The 15,629-nt window shown below is 65.0% G+C and carries 12 protein-coding genes and 2 pseudogenes; 7 read left to right on the forward strand and 7 right to left on the reverse strand.

Going from position 1 to position 15,629, the window contains the following annotated elements; translation table 11 throughout:
* Window positions 1-127 precede the first annotated feature (127 nt).
* Window positions 128-1,336 (forward strand): MFS transporter, encoded by a 1,209-nt coding sequence (locus NKI88_RS11675; RefSeq protein ID WP_023693802.1) that lies wholly within the window; start codon window positions 128-130, stop codon window positions 1,334-1,336.
* A 30-nt stretch (window positions 1,337-1,366) separates the two neighbouring features.
* On the opposite strand, the gene NKI88_RS11680 is transcribed toward NKI88_RS11675, so the two are convergent.
* Window positions 1,367-3,661 (reverse strand): cation:proton antiporter domain-containing protein, encoded by a 2,295-nt coding sequence (locus NKI88_RS11680; protein WP_352655220.1) that lies wholly within the window; start codon window positions 3,659-3,661, stop codon window positions 1,367-1,369.
* A 239-nt stretch (window positions 3,662-3,900) separates the two neighbouring features.
* Between NKI88_RS11680 and NKI88_RS11685 the strand changes: the two genes are divergently transcribed.
* Complete coding sequence (locus NKI88_RS11685) at window positions 3,901-4,632, forward strand: DUF2270 domain-containing protein (RefSeq protein ID WP_023703102.1); 732 nt, start codon at window positions 3,901-3,903, stop codon at window positions 4,630-4,632.
* A gap of 37 nt (window positions 4,633-4,669) precedes the next feature.
* Here NKI88_RS11685 and NKI88_RS11690 read toward each other — a convergent pair whose 3' ends face one another.
* Entirely contained in the window at window positions 4,670-5,014 is a 345-nt protein-coding gene (locus NKI88_RS11690) for a PQ-loop domain-containing transporter (protein ID WP_023827255.1), read from the reverse strand.
* A gap of 283 nt (window positions 5,015-5,297) precedes the next feature.
* On the opposite strand from NKI88_RS11690, the gene NKI88_RS11695 reads away from it, so the two are divergent.
* The gene (locus tag NKI88_RS11695; RefSeq protein ID WP_023689804.1) at window positions 5,298-5,603 is read left to right on the forward strand and encodes a hypothetical protein; all 306 of its coding nucleotides are present in this window, start codon (window positions 5,298-5,300) and stop codon (window positions 5,601-5,603) included.
* 52 nt (window positions 5,604-5,655) lie between these two features.
* Here the strand turns inward: NKI88_RS11695 and NKI88_RS11700 are convergent, their stop codons facing one another.
* Both NKI88_RS11700 and NKI88_RS11705 read right to left on the reverse strand, forming a co-directional pair.
* Window positions 5,656-6,288, reverse strand: a complete 633-nt coding sequence (locus tag NKI88_RS11700) for a Vgb family protein (RefSeq protein ID WP_352655222.1) — start codon at window positions 6,286-6,288, stop codon at window positions 5,656-5,658.
* Between the two features lie 29 nt (window positions 6,289-6,317).
* Window positions 6,318-7,537 (reverse strand): annotated as a pseudogene (locus NKI88_RS11705) (helix-turn-helix domain-containing protein).
* A 389-nt stretch (window positions 7,538-7,926) separates the two neighbouring features.
* Between NKI88_RS11705 and NKI88_RS11710 the strand changes: the two are divergent.
* The 3 genes and pseudogenes from NKI88_RS11710 to NKI88_RS11720 all read left to right on the forward strand — a co-directional run bounded on the left by NKI88_RS11710 (window position 7,927) and on the right by NKI88_RS11720 (window position 10,090).
* Window positions 7,927-8,679, forward strand: coding sequence for a DUF899 domain-containing protein (locus NKI88_RS11710; RefSeq protein WP_023695474.1), 753 nt, complete (start codon window positions 7,927-7,929; stop codon window positions 8,677-8,679).
* A gap of 86 nt (window positions 8,680-8,765) precedes the next feature.
* Complete coding sequence (locus tag NKI88_RS11715; RefSeq protein ID WP_023742415.1) at window positions 8,766-9,038, forward strand: hypothetical protein; 273 nt, start codon at window positions 8,766-8,768, stop codon at window positions 9,036-9,038.
* A 48-nt stretch (window positions 9,039-9,086) separates the two neighbouring features.
* Window positions 9,087-10,090: pseudogene (locus NKI88_RS11720) on the forward strand (zinc-dependent alcohol dehydrogenase family protein).
* An 18-nt stretch (window positions 10,091-10,108) separates the two neighbouring features.
* On the opposite strand, the gene NKI88_RS11725 reads toward NKI88_RS11720, so the two are convergent.
* The 3 genes from NKI88_RS11725 to NKI88_RS11735 all read right to left on the reverse strand — a co-directional run bounded on the left by NKI88_RS11725 (window position 10,109) and on the right by NKI88_RS11735 (window position 14,028).
* The gene (locus tag NKI88_RS11725) at window positions 10,109-11,971 is read right to left on the reverse strand and encodes an ATP-binding cassette domain-containing protein (RefSeq protein ID WP_352655225.1); all 1,863 of its coding nucleotides are present in this window, start codon (window positions 11,969-11,971) and stop codon (window positions 10,109-10,111) included.
* A 71-nt stretch (window positions 11,972-12,042) separates the two neighbouring features.
* A complete protein-coding gene (locus NKI88_RS11730) occupies window positions 12,043-13,188 on the reverse strand; it encodes a sugar ABC transporter substrate-binding protein (RefSeq protein ID WP_352655227.1) in 1,146 nt (381 codons plus the stop codon).
* A 159-nt stretch (window positions 13,189-13,347) separates the two neighbouring features.
* On the reverse strand, window positions 13,348-14,028 hold the full coding sequence (locus tag NKI88_RS11735; RefSeq protein ID WP_352655229.1) for an SGNH/GDSL hydrolase family protein: 681 nt from the start codon (window positions 14,026-14,028) through the stop codon (window positions 13,348-13,350).
* A 142-nt stretch (window positions 14,029-14,170) separates the two neighbouring features.
* Between NKI88_RS11735 and NKI88_RS11740 the strand changes: the two genes are divergently transcribed.
* Window positions 14,171-15,406 carry an ROK family protein gene (locus NKI88_RS11740; protein ID WP_352655231.1) on the forward strand — a complete coding sequence of 412 codons (1,236 nt, stop codon included), beginning with the start codon at window positions 14,171-14,173 and terminating at the stop codon, window positions 15,404-15,406.
* Window positions 15,407-15,629: the final 223 nt, after the last annotated feature.

The raw sequence follows: 15,629 nt of genomic DNA on the forward strand, positions 1-15,629 counted from the left end.
CGCAGACCGGATAAAAAATGCAACCGGATTGTCGGATTCGAAATCCCGCCAACGTCCTTCGGACGCAAGCGGCGCAACGGAGCTGGAGCGAGTGGCGCCGCATCGAAACCGATCTCGGGAGAAGAGCATGAACAATTCCTACCGTTGGGTGATCGTCGCGTGCGGCGCGCTGATGACCTGTGTGGCGCTCGGCGCGATGTTTTCGCTGGCGATCTTTCTCGAGCCGATGGCGCTCGACACCAACTGGTCGCGAACCGGCATTTCAAGCGCCATGACGCTGAATTTCTTAGTGATGGGTGCAGGCGGTTTCGCCTGGGGCGCCATCTATGACCGTGTCGGCGCCCGCCCGGTGGTTTTTGCCGGCGCGGTGCTGCTCGGCCTGTCGCTGGTGGTGGCGAGCCGAGCCCAATCGCTGCTGGTCTTCCAGCTGAGCTATGGCGTCATCGTCGGGCTGGCGGCCAGCGCCTTCTTCGCGCCGATGATCGCGCTGACCACCGCCTGGTTCGAGACCCATCGCAGCCTGGCCGTGTCGCTGGTCTCGGCCGGCATGGGCGTGGCGCCGATGACCATTTCGCCCTTCGCGCGCTGGCTGATCACGGCCTATGACTGGCGTACCGCCATGTTCGACATCGGGATCATGGCCTGGGTGCTGTTGCTGCCGGCCGTCTTCCTGGTGCGCCAGCCGTCGGCGGCGGTCGCGGCAGCGGATGGCAGCGCGCCCGCGCCTGCCGCGGCCCCCGGCATGTCAGTCGGCCAGGCGCTGCGCTCGCCGCAATTCCTGGTGCTGGGCATGACCTTCTTCGCCTGTTGCGCGGCGCATTCGGGGCCGATCTTCCACATGGTGAGCTATGCGATGTCGTGCGGCGTGGCGCCGATGGCAGCCGTGTCGATCTACAGCGTCGAGGGCCTTGCCGGCCTTGGCGGGCGCGTGCTCTACGGCGTGCTCGGCGACAGGTTGGGCGCCAAGCCGGTGCTGATCGTGGGCCTCGCCATCCAGGCGGTGGTGATCGCCGCCTATCTCGCCGTCGGCAATCTCGAGCAGTTCTATCTCCTGGCGATCATCTTCGGCGCCACATATGGCGGCGTCATGCCGCTCTATGCGGTTCTGGCGCGCGACTATTTTGGGCCACGCATCATCGGCACGATACTTGGCGCCGCGACCCTGTTGTCCAGCCTCGGCATGTCGTTCGGCCCGCTCGCCGGCGGCATGATCTTCGACGCCTATGCCAGCTATTCCTGGCTGTTCATCGGCTCGGCGCTGATCGGCCTCGGTGCTGCCGGCATCGCCATCGCCTTCCCGCCGCAGCCCGGCCGAGAGAGGCTGCAGGCGGCATGAGCGAAATTTCCCCTCGAGGGGAAATACTCATCACCCTGTCCCCGTTCCTGAGCGCAGCTCTTCTCTGCCCTCGTCGTCGCGGCTGAGCCTGGCGTCCGAGATCAGCACCACCGGGCATTGGCAGCGCTGCAGCACGCCGGTGGTCGTCTCGCCGAAGAAGAGTTCCTCGCCAGGGCGCCGCGCCACGCCCATGACGATCAGCGCCGCCCCCCTGCCGGCCTGGCGGGCAATGGCATCGGCGGCGGCGGCCCGGCTGCGGATGGCAGTCTCGATCTCGACGCCATAGCGGTCGGCTAGTGCGACGGTATCCTTCAGCACCGCCTCCCTGCGGCGATGCGAGACAGTGTCGCGCGGTTCGTCGCGGCCGACGCGCGCGACATAAAGTATCTTGACCCGCGCACCCGTGACCGCTGCAATCGCGAGCGCCATTTCGGCACCCCGGCGGGCGATCGCGGTGCCGTTGACCGGAACCAGAATCTTCCCGCCTTCAGGTCCTAGCCTTGGCATCTGGCGGCCGGCGCCGGGCGCCTTCAGCACCAGGCATAGCGGGCCCTCGAAGGCGCCGGCGATCTCGTTGATGCGGCGGGCAAACCCACCTTTCGACGTGACCGCGCGGCCGAGCCCGATCAGCAGCAGCCCATAGCCTTTGCGCGCCTCCTTGGCAACCGTTTCGGCCGAAAGCTCGGCCTCGTGGCGCCGCGTGACAGGCGCCGCGCGGGTCAGCTCCTCGTCCGAACTCCTGGCGGCCTCGCGGCTGTCCTCGGCACCCTTTTCGATCGGCTCGAGCTTCGCATCCGTGCCGGGCTCGGCCTCCTCCCCCTCGCCTCGGGCATGCAGCACCGTCGTCGGCCTGCCGGCGCCCACGACTCCTGCGAGGTAAGCGGCAAAGCGGCCGACAACGCCCTCATCGGTCACCACCAGCAGTCGTTCCAGATTGGCGATGAAGCCGCGTTGGTCGATCTCCTCGCGCTCCAGACGCTTCTTCTCGTTCTCGCCCATCGGCAAGCGGCCGAGTGCCCAACGCAAGGTCGGCGGCATGGCGAGCGTGGTGATGACGGCCATGGTCACGATCATGGTGAAAAGATTGTGCGACAGAACGCCGATCGACAGGCCAATAGAGGCGACGATGACTTCGGTCGAGCCGCGCGCGTTCATGCCGCAACCGACGGCGATGCCTTCCTTGCGGCTCATGCCGGCAAGCTCGGCGCCGATGAAGGCGCCGGCGAATTTGCCGAAGCTGGCGATCAGCACCAAAGCGGCCGTGAGTAGCGCAAGCTCGTGGTCGACAAGCACGGTGAGATCCGCCGAAAGGCCGGCGACGCCGAAGAAAACCGGCATGAACAGCGCCATGATGACGCCGCGCAATTGCCCTTCGATATGACGCGACAGGATCGGCGATTCCCCAACCAGTATGCCGGCGACGAAGGCGCCGAGCACGGTGTGGACGCCGATCAGATCGGTGATCAGCGCCATTGCGCCCATGATGGCGAGAATGACGGTGACGACGGCGTATTCGCTGCGGAACGTATCGTTGGTCCAGCGGATGGCGTCGAAGACGATGCGGCGGCCAATCGTGAAGGAAAACCCCATGAAGGCGGCGACGCCGACAATGGTGAAGGCAAGGCTGCCGAGCTCGATGCGCCCCTTGGTGGCGATGCCGATGGTGATGGCGATGATCACCCAGCCGATCGTGTCCTCGATGATGGCCGACGAGACGATGGTCTGACCGAGATCGCGGCGCATGAAGTTCATCTCGCGCACCACCATGGCGACGATCTTGACCGAGGAGATCGACAGCGCCGTGCCGAGGAAGAGACCGGCGACAATGCGCTCGGTTCCGTCGGCCAGCAGCGAGGCCGGCATGAACTGCGCGGCGGTGAAGCCGAGCGCGAAAGGCACGGTGACGCCCGCGGCGGAGATGGAAAAGCACGCACGGCCGACCCTGCGCACCAGCCGCAGATCCGTCTCCATCCCGGTGAGCAACAGAAGCATCAACACGCCGAGCTGGGCGATGGCGCTGATCATGCTCTTTTGGGTGGCGTCGCCTGAAAAGATCACGCGTTCTGCTTCCGGCAATAGCCAGCCGAGCAGCGATGGCCCGAGCAGGATGCCGCCGATGAGCTGACCCATCACCGCCGGCTGGCCGAGACGCTCCAGCAACTCGCCGATGCCGCGGCCGACGAGAAGCAGAAGGAGGATTTCGAGAACGAAAATGCCCTCGCTGGACATGCCGGTCTTTTCGGCTGCCAACGATGCGGCCGGCATGAATGCGAAAGCTGCCGCGGCAAGCGCGACCGACCGGCGCAGGTTGACCACGAAGGACATGCACCCCCTCATTGTGCCCGGTATAACGTTTTGAGGGCGAGATCGGTTGCACGCCACGCTCCCTTGGCGCGCCGCAGGTTCCTCCTTACCTGAATCGCATAACGGGCCTATCTGACTGCGGATAAACCGCCGAGACCCGGGCCGGCGACGGAACATTTTCAACCGATTGCGCGTTGCGCGGATGGGGATGACCGGCGTCGTTTCGGCCGGCCATGGCGTTGGGAGGCGCGTGGCAAGGGATGTCCCAGGTCAAGACCGTGAAAACCGACGAAGCGGCTGCAGCGCCGCGGGCCTCTGATGCGTTCGCGCTGAAGCTCACCTCATCGGAATTCGTGGCCACCATGTCGCATTTCCACCGCGCCGAAATAGCCCGCATGGCCGGCTGGCGCGACCGGCTGGACCGTACCAGCAACTGGGCGATTACTGTCGTCGCCGCCATGCTCTCAGTCTCACTCTCGACGCCCAGCGCCCATCACGGGGTGCTGCTCTTTGCCATGCTGCTGACCACGCTGCTGCTATGGATCGAGGCGCGGCGCTATCGTTTCTTCGACGTCTACCGGGCCAGGGTGCGCCAGTTCGAGCGCTATTATTTCGCGCAGATCTTCTCGCCGCAGCCCGACTACGCCTCCAACTGGCTGGCCATCGTCGGCGAAGGCCTGCGTTCGCCGCGCTTCCTGATCTCGCAACGCGCGGCGTTGGTGCGCCGGCTGCGCCGCAACTACATTTTCATGTACACGATCCTGATGCTGGCGTGGGTGCTGAAGATCACGACGCCCAGTCTGCAGCGCGAAGGGTCGCCGATAGGCTTGGGCGCGTCATTTCTCGACGCCGCGCGCGTGGCGCAGCTCGGCCCGGTTCCAGGCATCTATGTCGTGTGCATGGTCGGGCTGTTCTATGTCGGCCTACTCGCAGCCGCTTTCCTCATCTCACGCGACGAGGGCGAGCTTTCGCATGGCACCGTGCATGTCTGAGAGCGGCCTCGAAAAGCGCAATCTGCCGCGGTGATCTTCAGCAGACATTGTCGACCATCAGAGCGGTCGCTTCCGACCGGCTTGCGGCTTCCTCAACCGGAAGCCGTGCGCGATGGCGCTTGTAGGCGGTGAGCGCGATGACCAGCACGCAGCATACGGCGTTCAGCCAGTTGATCGCCGCCAGAGCGGGATCGTTCAGATTGATGTGGGCGTAGAGTCCCGTCGTGGCGTTGGCGCCTGTCCACAACAGCCAGGTCGCGTAGGAAATCGCCGACGCCCCGTGCCTGTCCCGGGCCACCCGCATGATCTGCGGCAGGTAGGACACCACCCGCAAGCCATTGAAAATAGTGAAAAGATAAAAAGACAGATCAGCAAGTGTCATCCGAAACCCCTGTCATGGCCGACGTCCCATAGCGTTCCTTGCAGTGGCGGCATGTGAGCCCGTTCACATGCCGGTTTCGATTTTCCTGTTGCGGCCCGGCATCCGGACTCTTTCGCCATGGGGGGGTTCGCCGTGAGCCAGCCCGACGAGGTCGACATGAACCAGATCTTGTTTCGGCCGACGGCGCGGGAGTACTAAACAGATCTCGTGCTTGGGCAAAGTTCGGGTTGACCGCTGCCAAGCGCGCGGCGACTATCCCTGCAACGTGCAGGAGGACATGAGAATGGACGAACCCGATCGCTGGCGGCACATGGCGAGCGCCCCCAAGGACGGCAGCCGCATCCTGGTCACGGTCAGGCCATCGGAACAGGGGCCGGCCGAGGTCGACCTCGCTTACTGGTCGCGCGCCGACCAGTTCGGCACGGAGGGCTGGCGCTCTTCCGATTCGTCGCCAGGACGGGTGATCGAATACCCCGAACCGGAGTTGAAATGCTGGATGCCGCTGCCGACGGCCAATCTGAGCCGGGCTTCAATGCCAAGTCCGTGGCAAGGCGAAGACGTCCCGCTGCTCGACGGCTCCGGGATATGATCTCGGCGGGATGACCGTAGGAAATACGCTGCCGGCCCAATACTTGACGGCCTTACTTCGGCCGACGCACCGATCGCCCCATGCCGCCGGGGCCGCTGCCGCAAAAGAAGCGGTCGCCGCCGTCGGATTCGAGCCCGGAAACGCCCACCCCCGCCGGCATGTCGAGCCGTTCCAGCACCTTGCCAGTTTGCGGATCGACGCGCCGGACATCGCTCTGGTCGCCTTCCCAGGTGCCGTGCCAGAGCTCGCCATCGACCCAGGTCACTCCGGTGACGAAGCGGTTTGAGTCGATGGTGCGCAGGATTTTCCCGGTCTCGGGATCGATCTGGTGGATCTTGCGCTCCCGGTTTTGCCCCACCCAGAGCGTGCCCTCGGCCCAGGTCATGCCGGAATCGCGGCCGCCGCCGGGCGCCGGGATGGTGGAGAGCACCTTGCCGGTATCCGGGTCGATCTTCTGGATGCGGTCCCCGGCGAGCTGAAACAGATGTCGGCCGTCATAGGCGGTGCCGGCATGGGCGGCGACATCGATCGAGCGCAGCGTCTCACCGCTTGCCGGATCGAAGGCGGTCAGCCGCTCGCCCGTCGCAAACCAGACATTCTGTCCGTCGAAGCTCACGCCGTGCACGGTGTCGACATCAGGAAAGGGCCCGTATTCGCGCAGGATTTCCGCTGCTGAATGTTTCATGTCCTGGTCCTCGATCATGGTCACCTTTCCTAGCCGTTCGGCAGCGGCGACGGGAGTAACAAGGTGGTCGTGAAACCAGCGACCGGTGGCGTCATCCAGCGCCGCGCCCGGCCGTGGCCGAAGGACTGCACCTTGCCGGTCTCGGCCAACTGCTCGAGCGCCCGCTGTACGCTGCGCTGTCCGGCGCCCAGCGCCAGCGCCAACGCCGAGCTGGCCCAGGATTCACCATCGGCCAGGAAGGCCAGCACCGCGGCGTGCCGCTCCTCGATCGGCCGCGCCAGCACCGCCACGGAGCCTGCTTCGCGCGGCTTCAGCGCAAAGCCCTGGCTGGTCGCGCCGATGCCCGCCAGCGGCCGCAATTCGGCGCGCAGCCGGCCGATCTCGACCCGCAGCCTGGCGCGATGCGATTCATCGGCATGCCGGCCGCCAAAGGCGCGGGCAATCAGCGTCGCCCTCGGCACATCCGCCGGCCAGGCTTCGGCAAGCGCGCGCGCCAGCGCAAACAGCACCGGCCGCGTTGCCAGCGAGATCGTTGATTCCTGCTTGTGCACGATATAGCGGAACGTATCGACGACCAGCGCGCGCGACGCCTGCAGCGCCTCGACCTCTTCGAGCAACAGCGGATGCTCCTCGCCGCCTGCGATCAGCGCGCCGCCGGCGTCTCCAGCGCCAGGAAGGCGCTGTCGACCTCCGCCATGAGACCCGGAATGCCGGCCCGGCGGGCGGCATGGCGCGCCCACTCAAGGGCTGCGCGCGCGGCCTTCGTCTTCAGGCGCCGCATGGCGATGCCGGCAACCGCGAGTTCATGCGCGGCGCGTGAGGCCGGCGGAAGCGGCGACGGATCGAGCCCAGCCAGCACGTCTTCAGCTTCGTCGAGGCGGCCGATCAGCAGCAGGCGGCGCACTTTGAGATGCCCGGCATGCGCCGCGTTCAGCCGGTCGCCATGCTTTTCCAATGTCGACCGCGCCGCGTCGAGCGCCTTGGACGGCCAGCTGAGATCACGCGAAACAAGCGCGATCTCGGCTTCGGCGACAACGCACTTGGCGCGCGCCACCGCCTCCTTTGGACCGAAGGCACGGCCGGCCCTACGCAACAGTACTTTGGCGCGATGGAAATCGCCGAGCTGCGCCATGGCAATGCCGCGCAACGCCAGCGCCGGGGCATCCTCGCGCAAGGCGACGCGGTCGAGTGCCGCCAGCGGGTTGCCCGCCGCCAGCGCCAGCCCTGCCGCGGTGATCAGCGAGTCCATGCAAATCCCGTCACATTTGTAACTCCCACCGCTCCCCTTACCGGCCCTAACTTAAGTCACCACCGCCAAGCAGCAAGCCGCGGACGGCGACCTAGCCATCTGGACTGGTTGAAGACGCCCAGGCCTGCGTTGACGGCAATATTCGCATTCGCTAGCCTGAGCATCTCAGACAGTCGCGTTAAGCTTCTCAATAAGGAAAAACCGACCATGCCTGCTTCCGAGGACTTCGAGCCCACCGTGCGGCCTCGCCACCCCTGCTGCGGTGGCCCGCCTGCAAATGCCGTCACATTTGTAACTCCGCCCTCGCCGCCTCGCGGCCCTAGCCTGCCTTACGATCAACAGGCAACGACAAGCCACAACGGCTCAACAACTGGCAAAGGAAACAAGCAATGACCAAGCACGTGGCAATGAAGACCCCACCGGTCGTTTCAAGGCAGGAATGGGAAGCCGAGCGCGAAAAGATGCTGGTGAAGGAAAAGGCAACGATGCGCGCCAGGGACGCGCTGTCGGCCGAGCGCCGGCGCATGCCATGGATGGAAGTAGACAAGGCCTATGTGTTTGAGGGTCCCAACGGCAAAGCGAGCCTGCTCGATTTGTTCGAGGGCCGGCGGCAGTTGATCGTCTACCGCGCCTTCTACGAACCCGGCGTCCACGGCTGGCCCGAACATGCCTGCCGCGGCTGTTCGCTCGGCGCCGACCAGGTCGGCCATCTCGCCCATCTGAACGCCCGCAACACCACGCTTGCCTATGCCTCCCGCGCGCCGCAGGCCGACATTGCCAGCTTGAAGCAGCGGATGGGTTGGGAGATGCCCTGGTACACAATCACCGACAGTTTCGACAAGGATTTCGGCGTCGACGAATGGCACGGCCACAACGTGTTCATCCAGGACGGCAAGAAAGTGTATCGCACCTACTTCATCAACAACCGCGGCGACGAGCAGATGGGCACGGTCTGGAGCTACCTCGACGCAACGCCGCTCGGCCGCCAGGAAATCTGGGAGGATTCGCCCGAAGGCTATCCGCAGACCGAGCTCTACAGCTGGTGGAACTGGCACGACAATTACGACGCCGCACCCGACAAGACGTGGGAGGAAGTGTCGGCGGCCGGCGAAGCCGCGTTCCGCAACAAGGACGGCAAGTAAGGACCTGGAGCGGCGCCCATCCAGCTTGGTTTCCTGTGCCTCACGGGACAGGAAACCCGGGCATTGATCATCAAGGGATTACGACCATGAGCGATATCGGCACAGGCACCGGCAGTGAGGTCCCTCAACGCTCCGATGCAGTTTCTCTCCGCACCGCCGACTGGCTGTGCCTCGCCGCGGCCCCTGTTTTCGCCGTGATGGCGCTGCTTACCTGCATTCACGCTGGCGACGGCGTCATGTCGTGCCTGGGGGCCGATGCCTCCCCGCTCACCGGCATGCCGGTGATGTATCTCTTGATGAGCGCCGTCCATCTGGCGCCCTGGCTGCGCGTGATTTCCGGCCGGCCCGTCCGGCGATAGGCTGGACCGCCGCCGCCATGGTAACGCTCGTTACGTCGGAGAGAGACAATGAAGCTGGTCAGGCTGAGAGCGCCGGGCGGGTTGGACAAGCTCGACCTGGTCGAGGAGGATCAGCCCCGGCCTGGGCCGGGCGAAATGCTGGTCAGGATTCGCGCCTGCGCGCTAAACATGCGCGACGATTTCGCCGTACAAGGCAAGGTGCCGCTCGCCGAAGGCCGCGTGCCGCTGTCGGATGGCGCCGGCGAGGTGATCGCGATCGGTGACGGCGTCGACACGTTCAAGCCGGGCGACAGCGTCGTCAGTGTTTTCTACCCCTGGTGGCTGGCCGGCGACATGAGATCCGATACAAGCCGCGACATTCCCGGAGACAGTTTCGACGGCTTCGCCAGCGAGTATGTGTGCATGCCGGCGCAGGCCTTCACCAAGGCGCCGGCGGGCTATACGCATCTCGAGGCGGCAACGCTGACCTGCACGGGCGTCACCGCCTGGCGCGGGCTGGTGACATGCGGCAAGGTAAAGCCCGGCGACACGGTGCTGATCCTTGGCACCGGCAGCGTGTCATTGTTTGCGCTGCAATTTGCCAAGGCCGCCGGCGCAAGGGTCATCGCCACCTCGTCCGATGAAGGGAAGCTGGAGAAGCTCAGACGACTCGGGGCCGACAGCGTCATCAACTACAAGGCGGTGCCGCAGTGGGGCGGCAGGGCCAGGGAACTGACGGACGGACGCGGCGTCGATCATGTGATCGAGGTCGGCGGACCGGCGACGCTGGCGCAGTCGATAGCGGCCTGCCGGACAGGCGGGCATATCGCACTCATCGGCGTCCTGACCGGCTTTGCAGCAGAAGTTTCATCCCGGCGCTGTTTTTAAACCAGATCCGCATCAGCGGAATTTCCATCGGCAGCAAAGCCGACCAGCAGGACATGATCCGTGCGATAGAGGTCAACCGCCTGAAGCCTGTCATCGACAGCAGCTTTCCACTGCAGGATATCGCCGCCGCCTTCAGGCACTCCGAAGCGCAAAGGCATTTCGGCAAGGTCTGCCTCGAGCTTTAGATCCTGCGATCGGCATTCCTACCCAGCGGCCGGCGCCAGCGTCCCGCTTGCCATCAGGCCCCAGAGCTGATCGGCAGTCAGCTGTTTGGCCGAGCCGTCGTAAGCCACCCGGCCGAGGCTGAGCACGACGATCCTGTCGGCCAGCGCCCTGACCGTCGACAGGTCGTGCGTGACGAGGATGACGCCGGTGCCGCTGGCGGCGATCGAACGGATCAGCTTGACGACCTGCGCGGTCTGCTTGACGCCGAGCGCGGCGGTAGGCTCGTCGAGGCAGATCAGCTTGACGTGATCGGCAAGCGCGCGGGCAATGGCGATGGACTGCCGCTGGCCGCCCGACAGCGAGCGCACCAGAACGTTTTCGTCGCGAAGCGTGACGCCCAGCGCGGCAAGCCGGGCACGACACTGCTCGGCGGCCTTTCGGTCGTCGCGAACCGGGAAGACACCGAGCCAACGCCGCGTTTCCTCACGCCCGAGGATCATATTGTGGGCGACGCTGAGGTTCGGGCAGAGCGCCAAATCCTGATAGACGGTCTCCAGGCCGGCGCCGCGTGCATCCTGCGGGCTCCTGAAGGAAATCGGCTGGCCCTCGAGGGTCATCGCGCCGGCATCGGGCTGGATGGCGCCCGAAATAATCTTCACCAGCGTCGACTTGCCGGCGCCATTGTCGCCGAGCAGACAGACGATCTCGCCTTTGCCGACCGTGAAACTCGCCTCTTCCAATGCCGTCAGCGCGCCGTAGGATTTGCGGGCGCCGGCAATCGAGAATGCCGGACCTTGCGGGGCTTCTGCATTGCCCGCCGTCACGGCAGGGCCGGCCGAGGCAACGGCACCATTGTCCGCCACCGTGAAGTTGGTCGCGGCGGCCCGAGCGCGCCGGCCGCGAAAACCGATCGCAGCCTGGTCGGCCACCAACGCCAGCAACAGCATGCTTCCCACCGAAATGGATTGCCACCATGATTGCAGGCCGACGAAGATCAATCCTGCATTTAGGATGCCGATGGTGGCAACACCGATGGCGATGCCGAGCGGCCTGCCGGAGCCGCCGGAAAACGCAACGCCGCCGAGAATTGCAGCGGTGAGCACGTCGAGCTCGAAGCGAACGCCGATGGTCGGCGTGATGCTGCCGAGACGGCCGGCGATCAGCACCGAGACCAGGCCGATCAGCAAGCCATTGGCGGCGTAGAGGCCAACCACCGTGCGCCCCACAGGAATGCCGCAGAGTTCGGCCGCGCGCGGGTCGCCGCCTATGGCGTAGAGCCTCAAGCCGGTGACCGTGCTGGTCAAGACAAAGGCTCCGATCACAAAGACCAGCGCGGCGATGATCACGGTGTACTGGATGCCGAAGATCTTGCCCCGCCCCAATTCGAGCAGAGCCTCGGGAAAACCATAGACCGCGGTGCTGGAGACGACGAAGGCAAGGCCGCCATAGAGCGCCAGCATCGCCAGCGTGACGATCAACGGCGAGATGCTCAGCCTGCGCACCAGCAGACCGTTGAGCAGACCGAGCAAAAGGCCCAGACCCAGGCCGACGCAGATTGCCAGCAGCGCGCTCTGCGTCGCCACCGCAACCTTGGCAGTGATGATGCCGATCAAGGCGACCATGCTGCCGATGGAGAGGTCGACATAGCCGGCGATCAGCAGCGCGGAGGTGCCGAGCACGGCGATCAGGATCGAGGTCGAGTTGACGCCGATGACGACGAAATTGTCGAGGCTGAAGAACGATTTGTTCAACAGCGAGAAGGCGATGATCAAGCCCAGCGCGACCAGCGCCAGCCCGATGCGGCCAGACGCTTCGCCCGGCGCCTTGACGCCCGGCAGCAAGGATGAAAACCGGCCCGTTTGCAGCGGTGTCGTCCCCGTTCGAAGGCTGTCTGTGCTCATGCTTGCCTCTGACTGAAGCGGGCGGTTTCAGGTCAGGCTGACCCGCCCGTATCGCGCGGGAAAAACAGGCGCTACTTTGCCTCGGATGACCAGGGGAAATTCACATACTGGTCGCGCGTATCGTAGCAAATGTTGCCGTACATCCTGAGATAGATGTCGCGGCGCTTCGGGTCCTTGTAGACCGCGGCCGGGTCGGCGACGTCGGCCTCGTACTGGGCCATGTAGTCGCTGGTCAGCGCCACTGGCAGGATATCCATCGCCTGCGGGATGCTCTTGCCCTCCAGCCAGTCGGCCGCGTGCTGGCCCATGGCATAAGCGAAGACCGGCGACGCCAGGCTGATGCTTGCCTTGTAGGGACCGCCGCCTTTCTTGATCGCGGCGACCGCCTCCGGCTCGCCGTCGATGCCGCCAAGGAACTGGTCCGGCCGCGCCTTGCCCGCCGCTTCCAGCGCAGCCAGCGCGCCGAGCACGACGGTGTCGGCGCCGAGCACGACATCGACGTCGGGATGGGCCTGGAGAATGGTGCTCATCGTGGCAAAGCCGCCTTCCTTGTTGACGGGATTGGGCGAGATGTCGGCGACAATGGTGACGCCTGGCATGGCCTTGAAGATGTCGCGCATGGCGGCAAAGCGCGGCGCCAGGAATTCCATGCTGTCATGCGACAGGATGACGACATTGGCCTTGCCACCGAGCTTGTCCTTTATGTAGGCCGCGGCCGCTTCGGCCAGCACCTTGCCAGTCTCATATTGCGGCGCGTTGAGCAGCGACGTCGCGGGCGGCGGCACGATGGTGCCGACATAGGCGCCCGACCAAATAAGCTCCTGCAGGCTGCGGCTCATCGAGGCCGGGTCCACGGGGGCTGCGACCAGACCGCCGACCTTGGAGGCGAGAAACAATTGCACCTGCTCGACCCCCTTGGCGGCGTCATTGTTGGCAAGCGCGCGGCGATATTCCAGGCCGCGATCCTTGGCGGCGGCGGCCAGGCCGCGATCGACACCCTGCATGAATTCACGCTCGTTGTCCTGCGCGAAGGCCAGCACCTTGTTCAGGCCGGGCGGTGGGCTGCAGGCCGGCGCCTTCGGGTCGAACGGCGCAAATACCGCCGGCTTTGTGAGCCCGGCCGGACCGTCCTGCGCGCTTGCCAGGACGGTACCGCCCGCGAGCACACCGGCAACGCCGAGCAGCGTCGCCAGCATCATGTTCCTGTCAGATCGCATTTCACTTCCTCCCTGTCGTTGATTGTTGCCGCGCATCCGAATGCCTCGCGGTCGCTACTCTTCCCAGTCTCACCAGATACCCACCTTCCCGCTCGCAAGTCAAAACTTTTTCCAGTGGAATTATTTAATCAGAGATGGTCGGGTGGCTCGCCCACGCGATCACGCCTTGCCGATCAGCGACTGGACGGCTTTGGCCAATTCCGTGCCGAGCACGCGATGCGCGTCGCTGTCGAGGTGAATGCCGTCTACCGCGCTCGATTCGACGACGTCGCCGGCGTTGAAGAACGCGGCGCCGGCGCGCCGGGCCGCATCGCGGAACAGGCCGGCAAAGTGCATCGACTTTGCGGCGCCGCCCAGGAACATCTGGCCGAACCAGTCGACCTCCAGCATCTGCGGCGGCGCAACAATCAGGACCGCGGGCGCCACGCCCGCAGGGCCAGCTTCGCTGCGCAGGACAATTCTGGCCAAAATCTCAACGGAATCAGCGACGTCGTTCGGCGTTACCGAGAACCTATGCTTGAGATCGTTGGTGCCGAGCATCAGGATGACGAGGTCGAGCGGCATATGCGTTTCCAGGCACACCGGGAGCGATTTGAGCCCGTTCTTGTGGAGACCTTCGATCGGATCGTCGTGCACGGTGGTGCGCCCGCCCTGCCCTTCTTCGATCACATCCCATCCGCTGCCGAGCTGGCGGCGCATGATGCCCGGCCAGCGCCGGTCGGGCGTGAAGCGGCGCCGTCCGACGCGGGCCAGGGTGGGAATGGCGCCATAGGTATTGGAATCGCCAAAGCACATGATTGTCCGGGTCTGCGTCACGGCATTGCTCCTCCAGGCTTGCATACTTTGAACGACAGCAGGCCGGCCGGCGTCAACTACATTTTTCCATCGGGTGGATTTAAGTGTTGCCTTGCCGTGCCCGCATTGCTACGTCAGCGCTTTGATCGGCTCGCCTTGCGGCCAACCTCCTTGCGCAGGGGAAAGCGTGACCGGCACCAGCTTCTTCAGTCTCGAAAAGATCGCCGAAGGCCGCAGCGGCGGAACCACGCAGGCCGAGAGCCGCGTCTACAACGAACGCCTGATCGTCTCGCTGATCCGCCGGCACGGCCAGCTGGCAAAGACCGATTTGACGCGGCTGACCGGGCTGGCCGCGCAAACTATCACCACCATCGTCAACCGCGCCGCCGACAACAAGCTGCTGCTGCGCCTGGAGCCTTTGCGCGGACGGCTGGGGCAACCCTCGATTCCCTTTGCGTTGAACCCGAAAGCCGCCTATGCCTTCGGCCTCAAGGTCGATCATCGCAGCGCCGATGTCGCGCTGGTCAATTTCGTCGGCGACGTGATCGCGTTCGAACGCACGCTGTTCGACTATCCGACGCCCGTCGAGGTGATGAAATTCGCCAGGGGCGCCATCGCGCGCATGTGCCGCAAGCACAAATCGATAGAGAAAGACCGCATCGCGGGTCTTGGCATCGCCTCGCCATTCCATCAGTGGAACCTGAGCGAAGAGGGCGCGGTGCCGGCGAGCAGGCTGGATGCCTGGAAGGAAATCGATATTCGCGCCGAACTGGACCGGGCGTTCGACTGGCCGGTGTTCCTCTACAATGACGCCACGGTGTCGGCCGCGGCCGAACTGATGTTTGGCGCCGGCGGATCCCGCGCCGACTTTCTCTACGCCTATGTCGGGCACTTCATCGGCGGCGGCCTGGTGCTCGATCATCACTTGTTCCCCGGCCGCAACAAGCTGGCCGGGGCGCTGGGCGACATGTCGGTGCCCGCGCCGGGGCGCAAGGGCGACCGGATGACGCCGTTGCTGCGCGTCGCTTCGCTGCATTCGCTGGCCGGCAAGCTCAACGTCCAGGACAATGGGGGCGAGGACGCCGGCCGCATCTGGTCGTCGCCCGACGATTGGGGCGACCTTGGAGAGCCGCTCACCGCGTGGATCGATGAGGTTTCGGACGGGCTTGCCTATGCCGCCCGCAGTGCCGTTGCCTTGCTCGACATCGACAATGTGGTGATCGACGGCGCCATACCGAATGGCGTGCGCAAGGAGATCGCCAAGGCCATGCGCAGAAAGCTGGCACGGATCCTTGTCGATCGCCCCGAGCCGTTCTCCGTCATCGAGGGGACGTTTGGCCATCTCGGCCCCGTTATCGGCGGCGCCAGCATTCCGTTGCTGGTGAAATATTCGAACGACAAGGAATTGCTCTTCAAGGAATAGGCGCGCAGCCGCCGGCACCAGGCATTTCCCCAAAACAGCGAACTGTGAGACTTGTCACATACCTGCTCGTGAAGCGCGTGCTACTTGCACTCTGCGGTCGGTCGACGCCGAAAGAAATCGCCTGCCATGGTCTGGCGGTGACGGGCCTTTCACTTTATGCTGTGGCAGGTTGCATACTCTCAACGGACCTTGATGCCGCAAGCGGTGTTCTCGTCGGCGTCAG

It is taken from the genome of Mesorhizobium sp. M0317, assembly GCF_040321555.1.
Lineage (GTDB): Bacteria > Pseudomonadota > Alphaproteobacteria > Rhizobiales > Rhizobiaceae > Mesorhizobium.

Bases quoted from the DNA above. Each gene is read 5' to 3' on its own strand.
- NKI88_RS11675 (WP_023693802.1), top strand. From the start codon at position 128: ATGAACAATTCCTACCGTTGGGTGATCGTCGCGTGCGGCGCGCTGATG.
- NKI88_RS11680 (WP_352655220.1), bottom strand. From the start codon at position 3,661: ATGTCCTTCGTGGTCAACCTGCGCCGGTCGGTCGCGCTTGCCGCGGCA.
- NKI88_RS11685 (WP_023703102.1), top strand. From the start codon at position 3,901: ATGTCCCAGGTCAAGACCGTGAAAACCGACGAAGCGGCTGCAGCGCCG.
- NKI88_RS11690 (WP_023827255.1), bottom strand. From the start codon at position 5,014: ATGACACTTGCTGATCTGTCTTTTTATCTTTTCACTATTTTCAATGGC.
- NKI88_RS11695 (WP_023689804.1), top strand. From the start codon at position 5,298: ATGGACGAACCCGATCGCTGGCGGCACATGGCGAGCGCCCCCAAGGAC.
- NKI88_RS11700 (WP_352655222.1), bottom strand. From the start codon at position 6,288: ATGAAACATTCAGCAGCGGAAATCCTGCGCGAATACGGGCCCTTTCCT.
- NKI88_RS11710 (WP_023695474.1), top strand. From the start codon at position 7,927: ATGACCAAGCACGTGGCAATGAAGACCCCACCGGTCGTTTCAAGGCAG.
- NKI88_RS11715 (WP_023742415.1), top strand. From the start codon at position 8,766: ATGAGCGATATCGGCACAGGCACCGGCAGTGAGGTCCCTCAACGCTCC.
- NKI88_RS11725 (WP_352655225.1), bottom strand. From the start codon at position 11,971: ATGAGCACAGACAGCCTTCGAACGGGGACGACACCGCTGCAAACGGGC.
- NKI88_RS11730 (WP_352655227.1), bottom strand. From the start codon at position 13,188: ATGCGATCTGACAGGAACATGATGCTGGCGACGCTGCTCGGCGTTGCC.
- NKI88_RS11735 (WP_352655229.1), bottom strand. From the start codon at position 14,028: ATGCAAGCCTGGAGGAGCAATGCCGTGACGCAGACCCGGACAATCATG.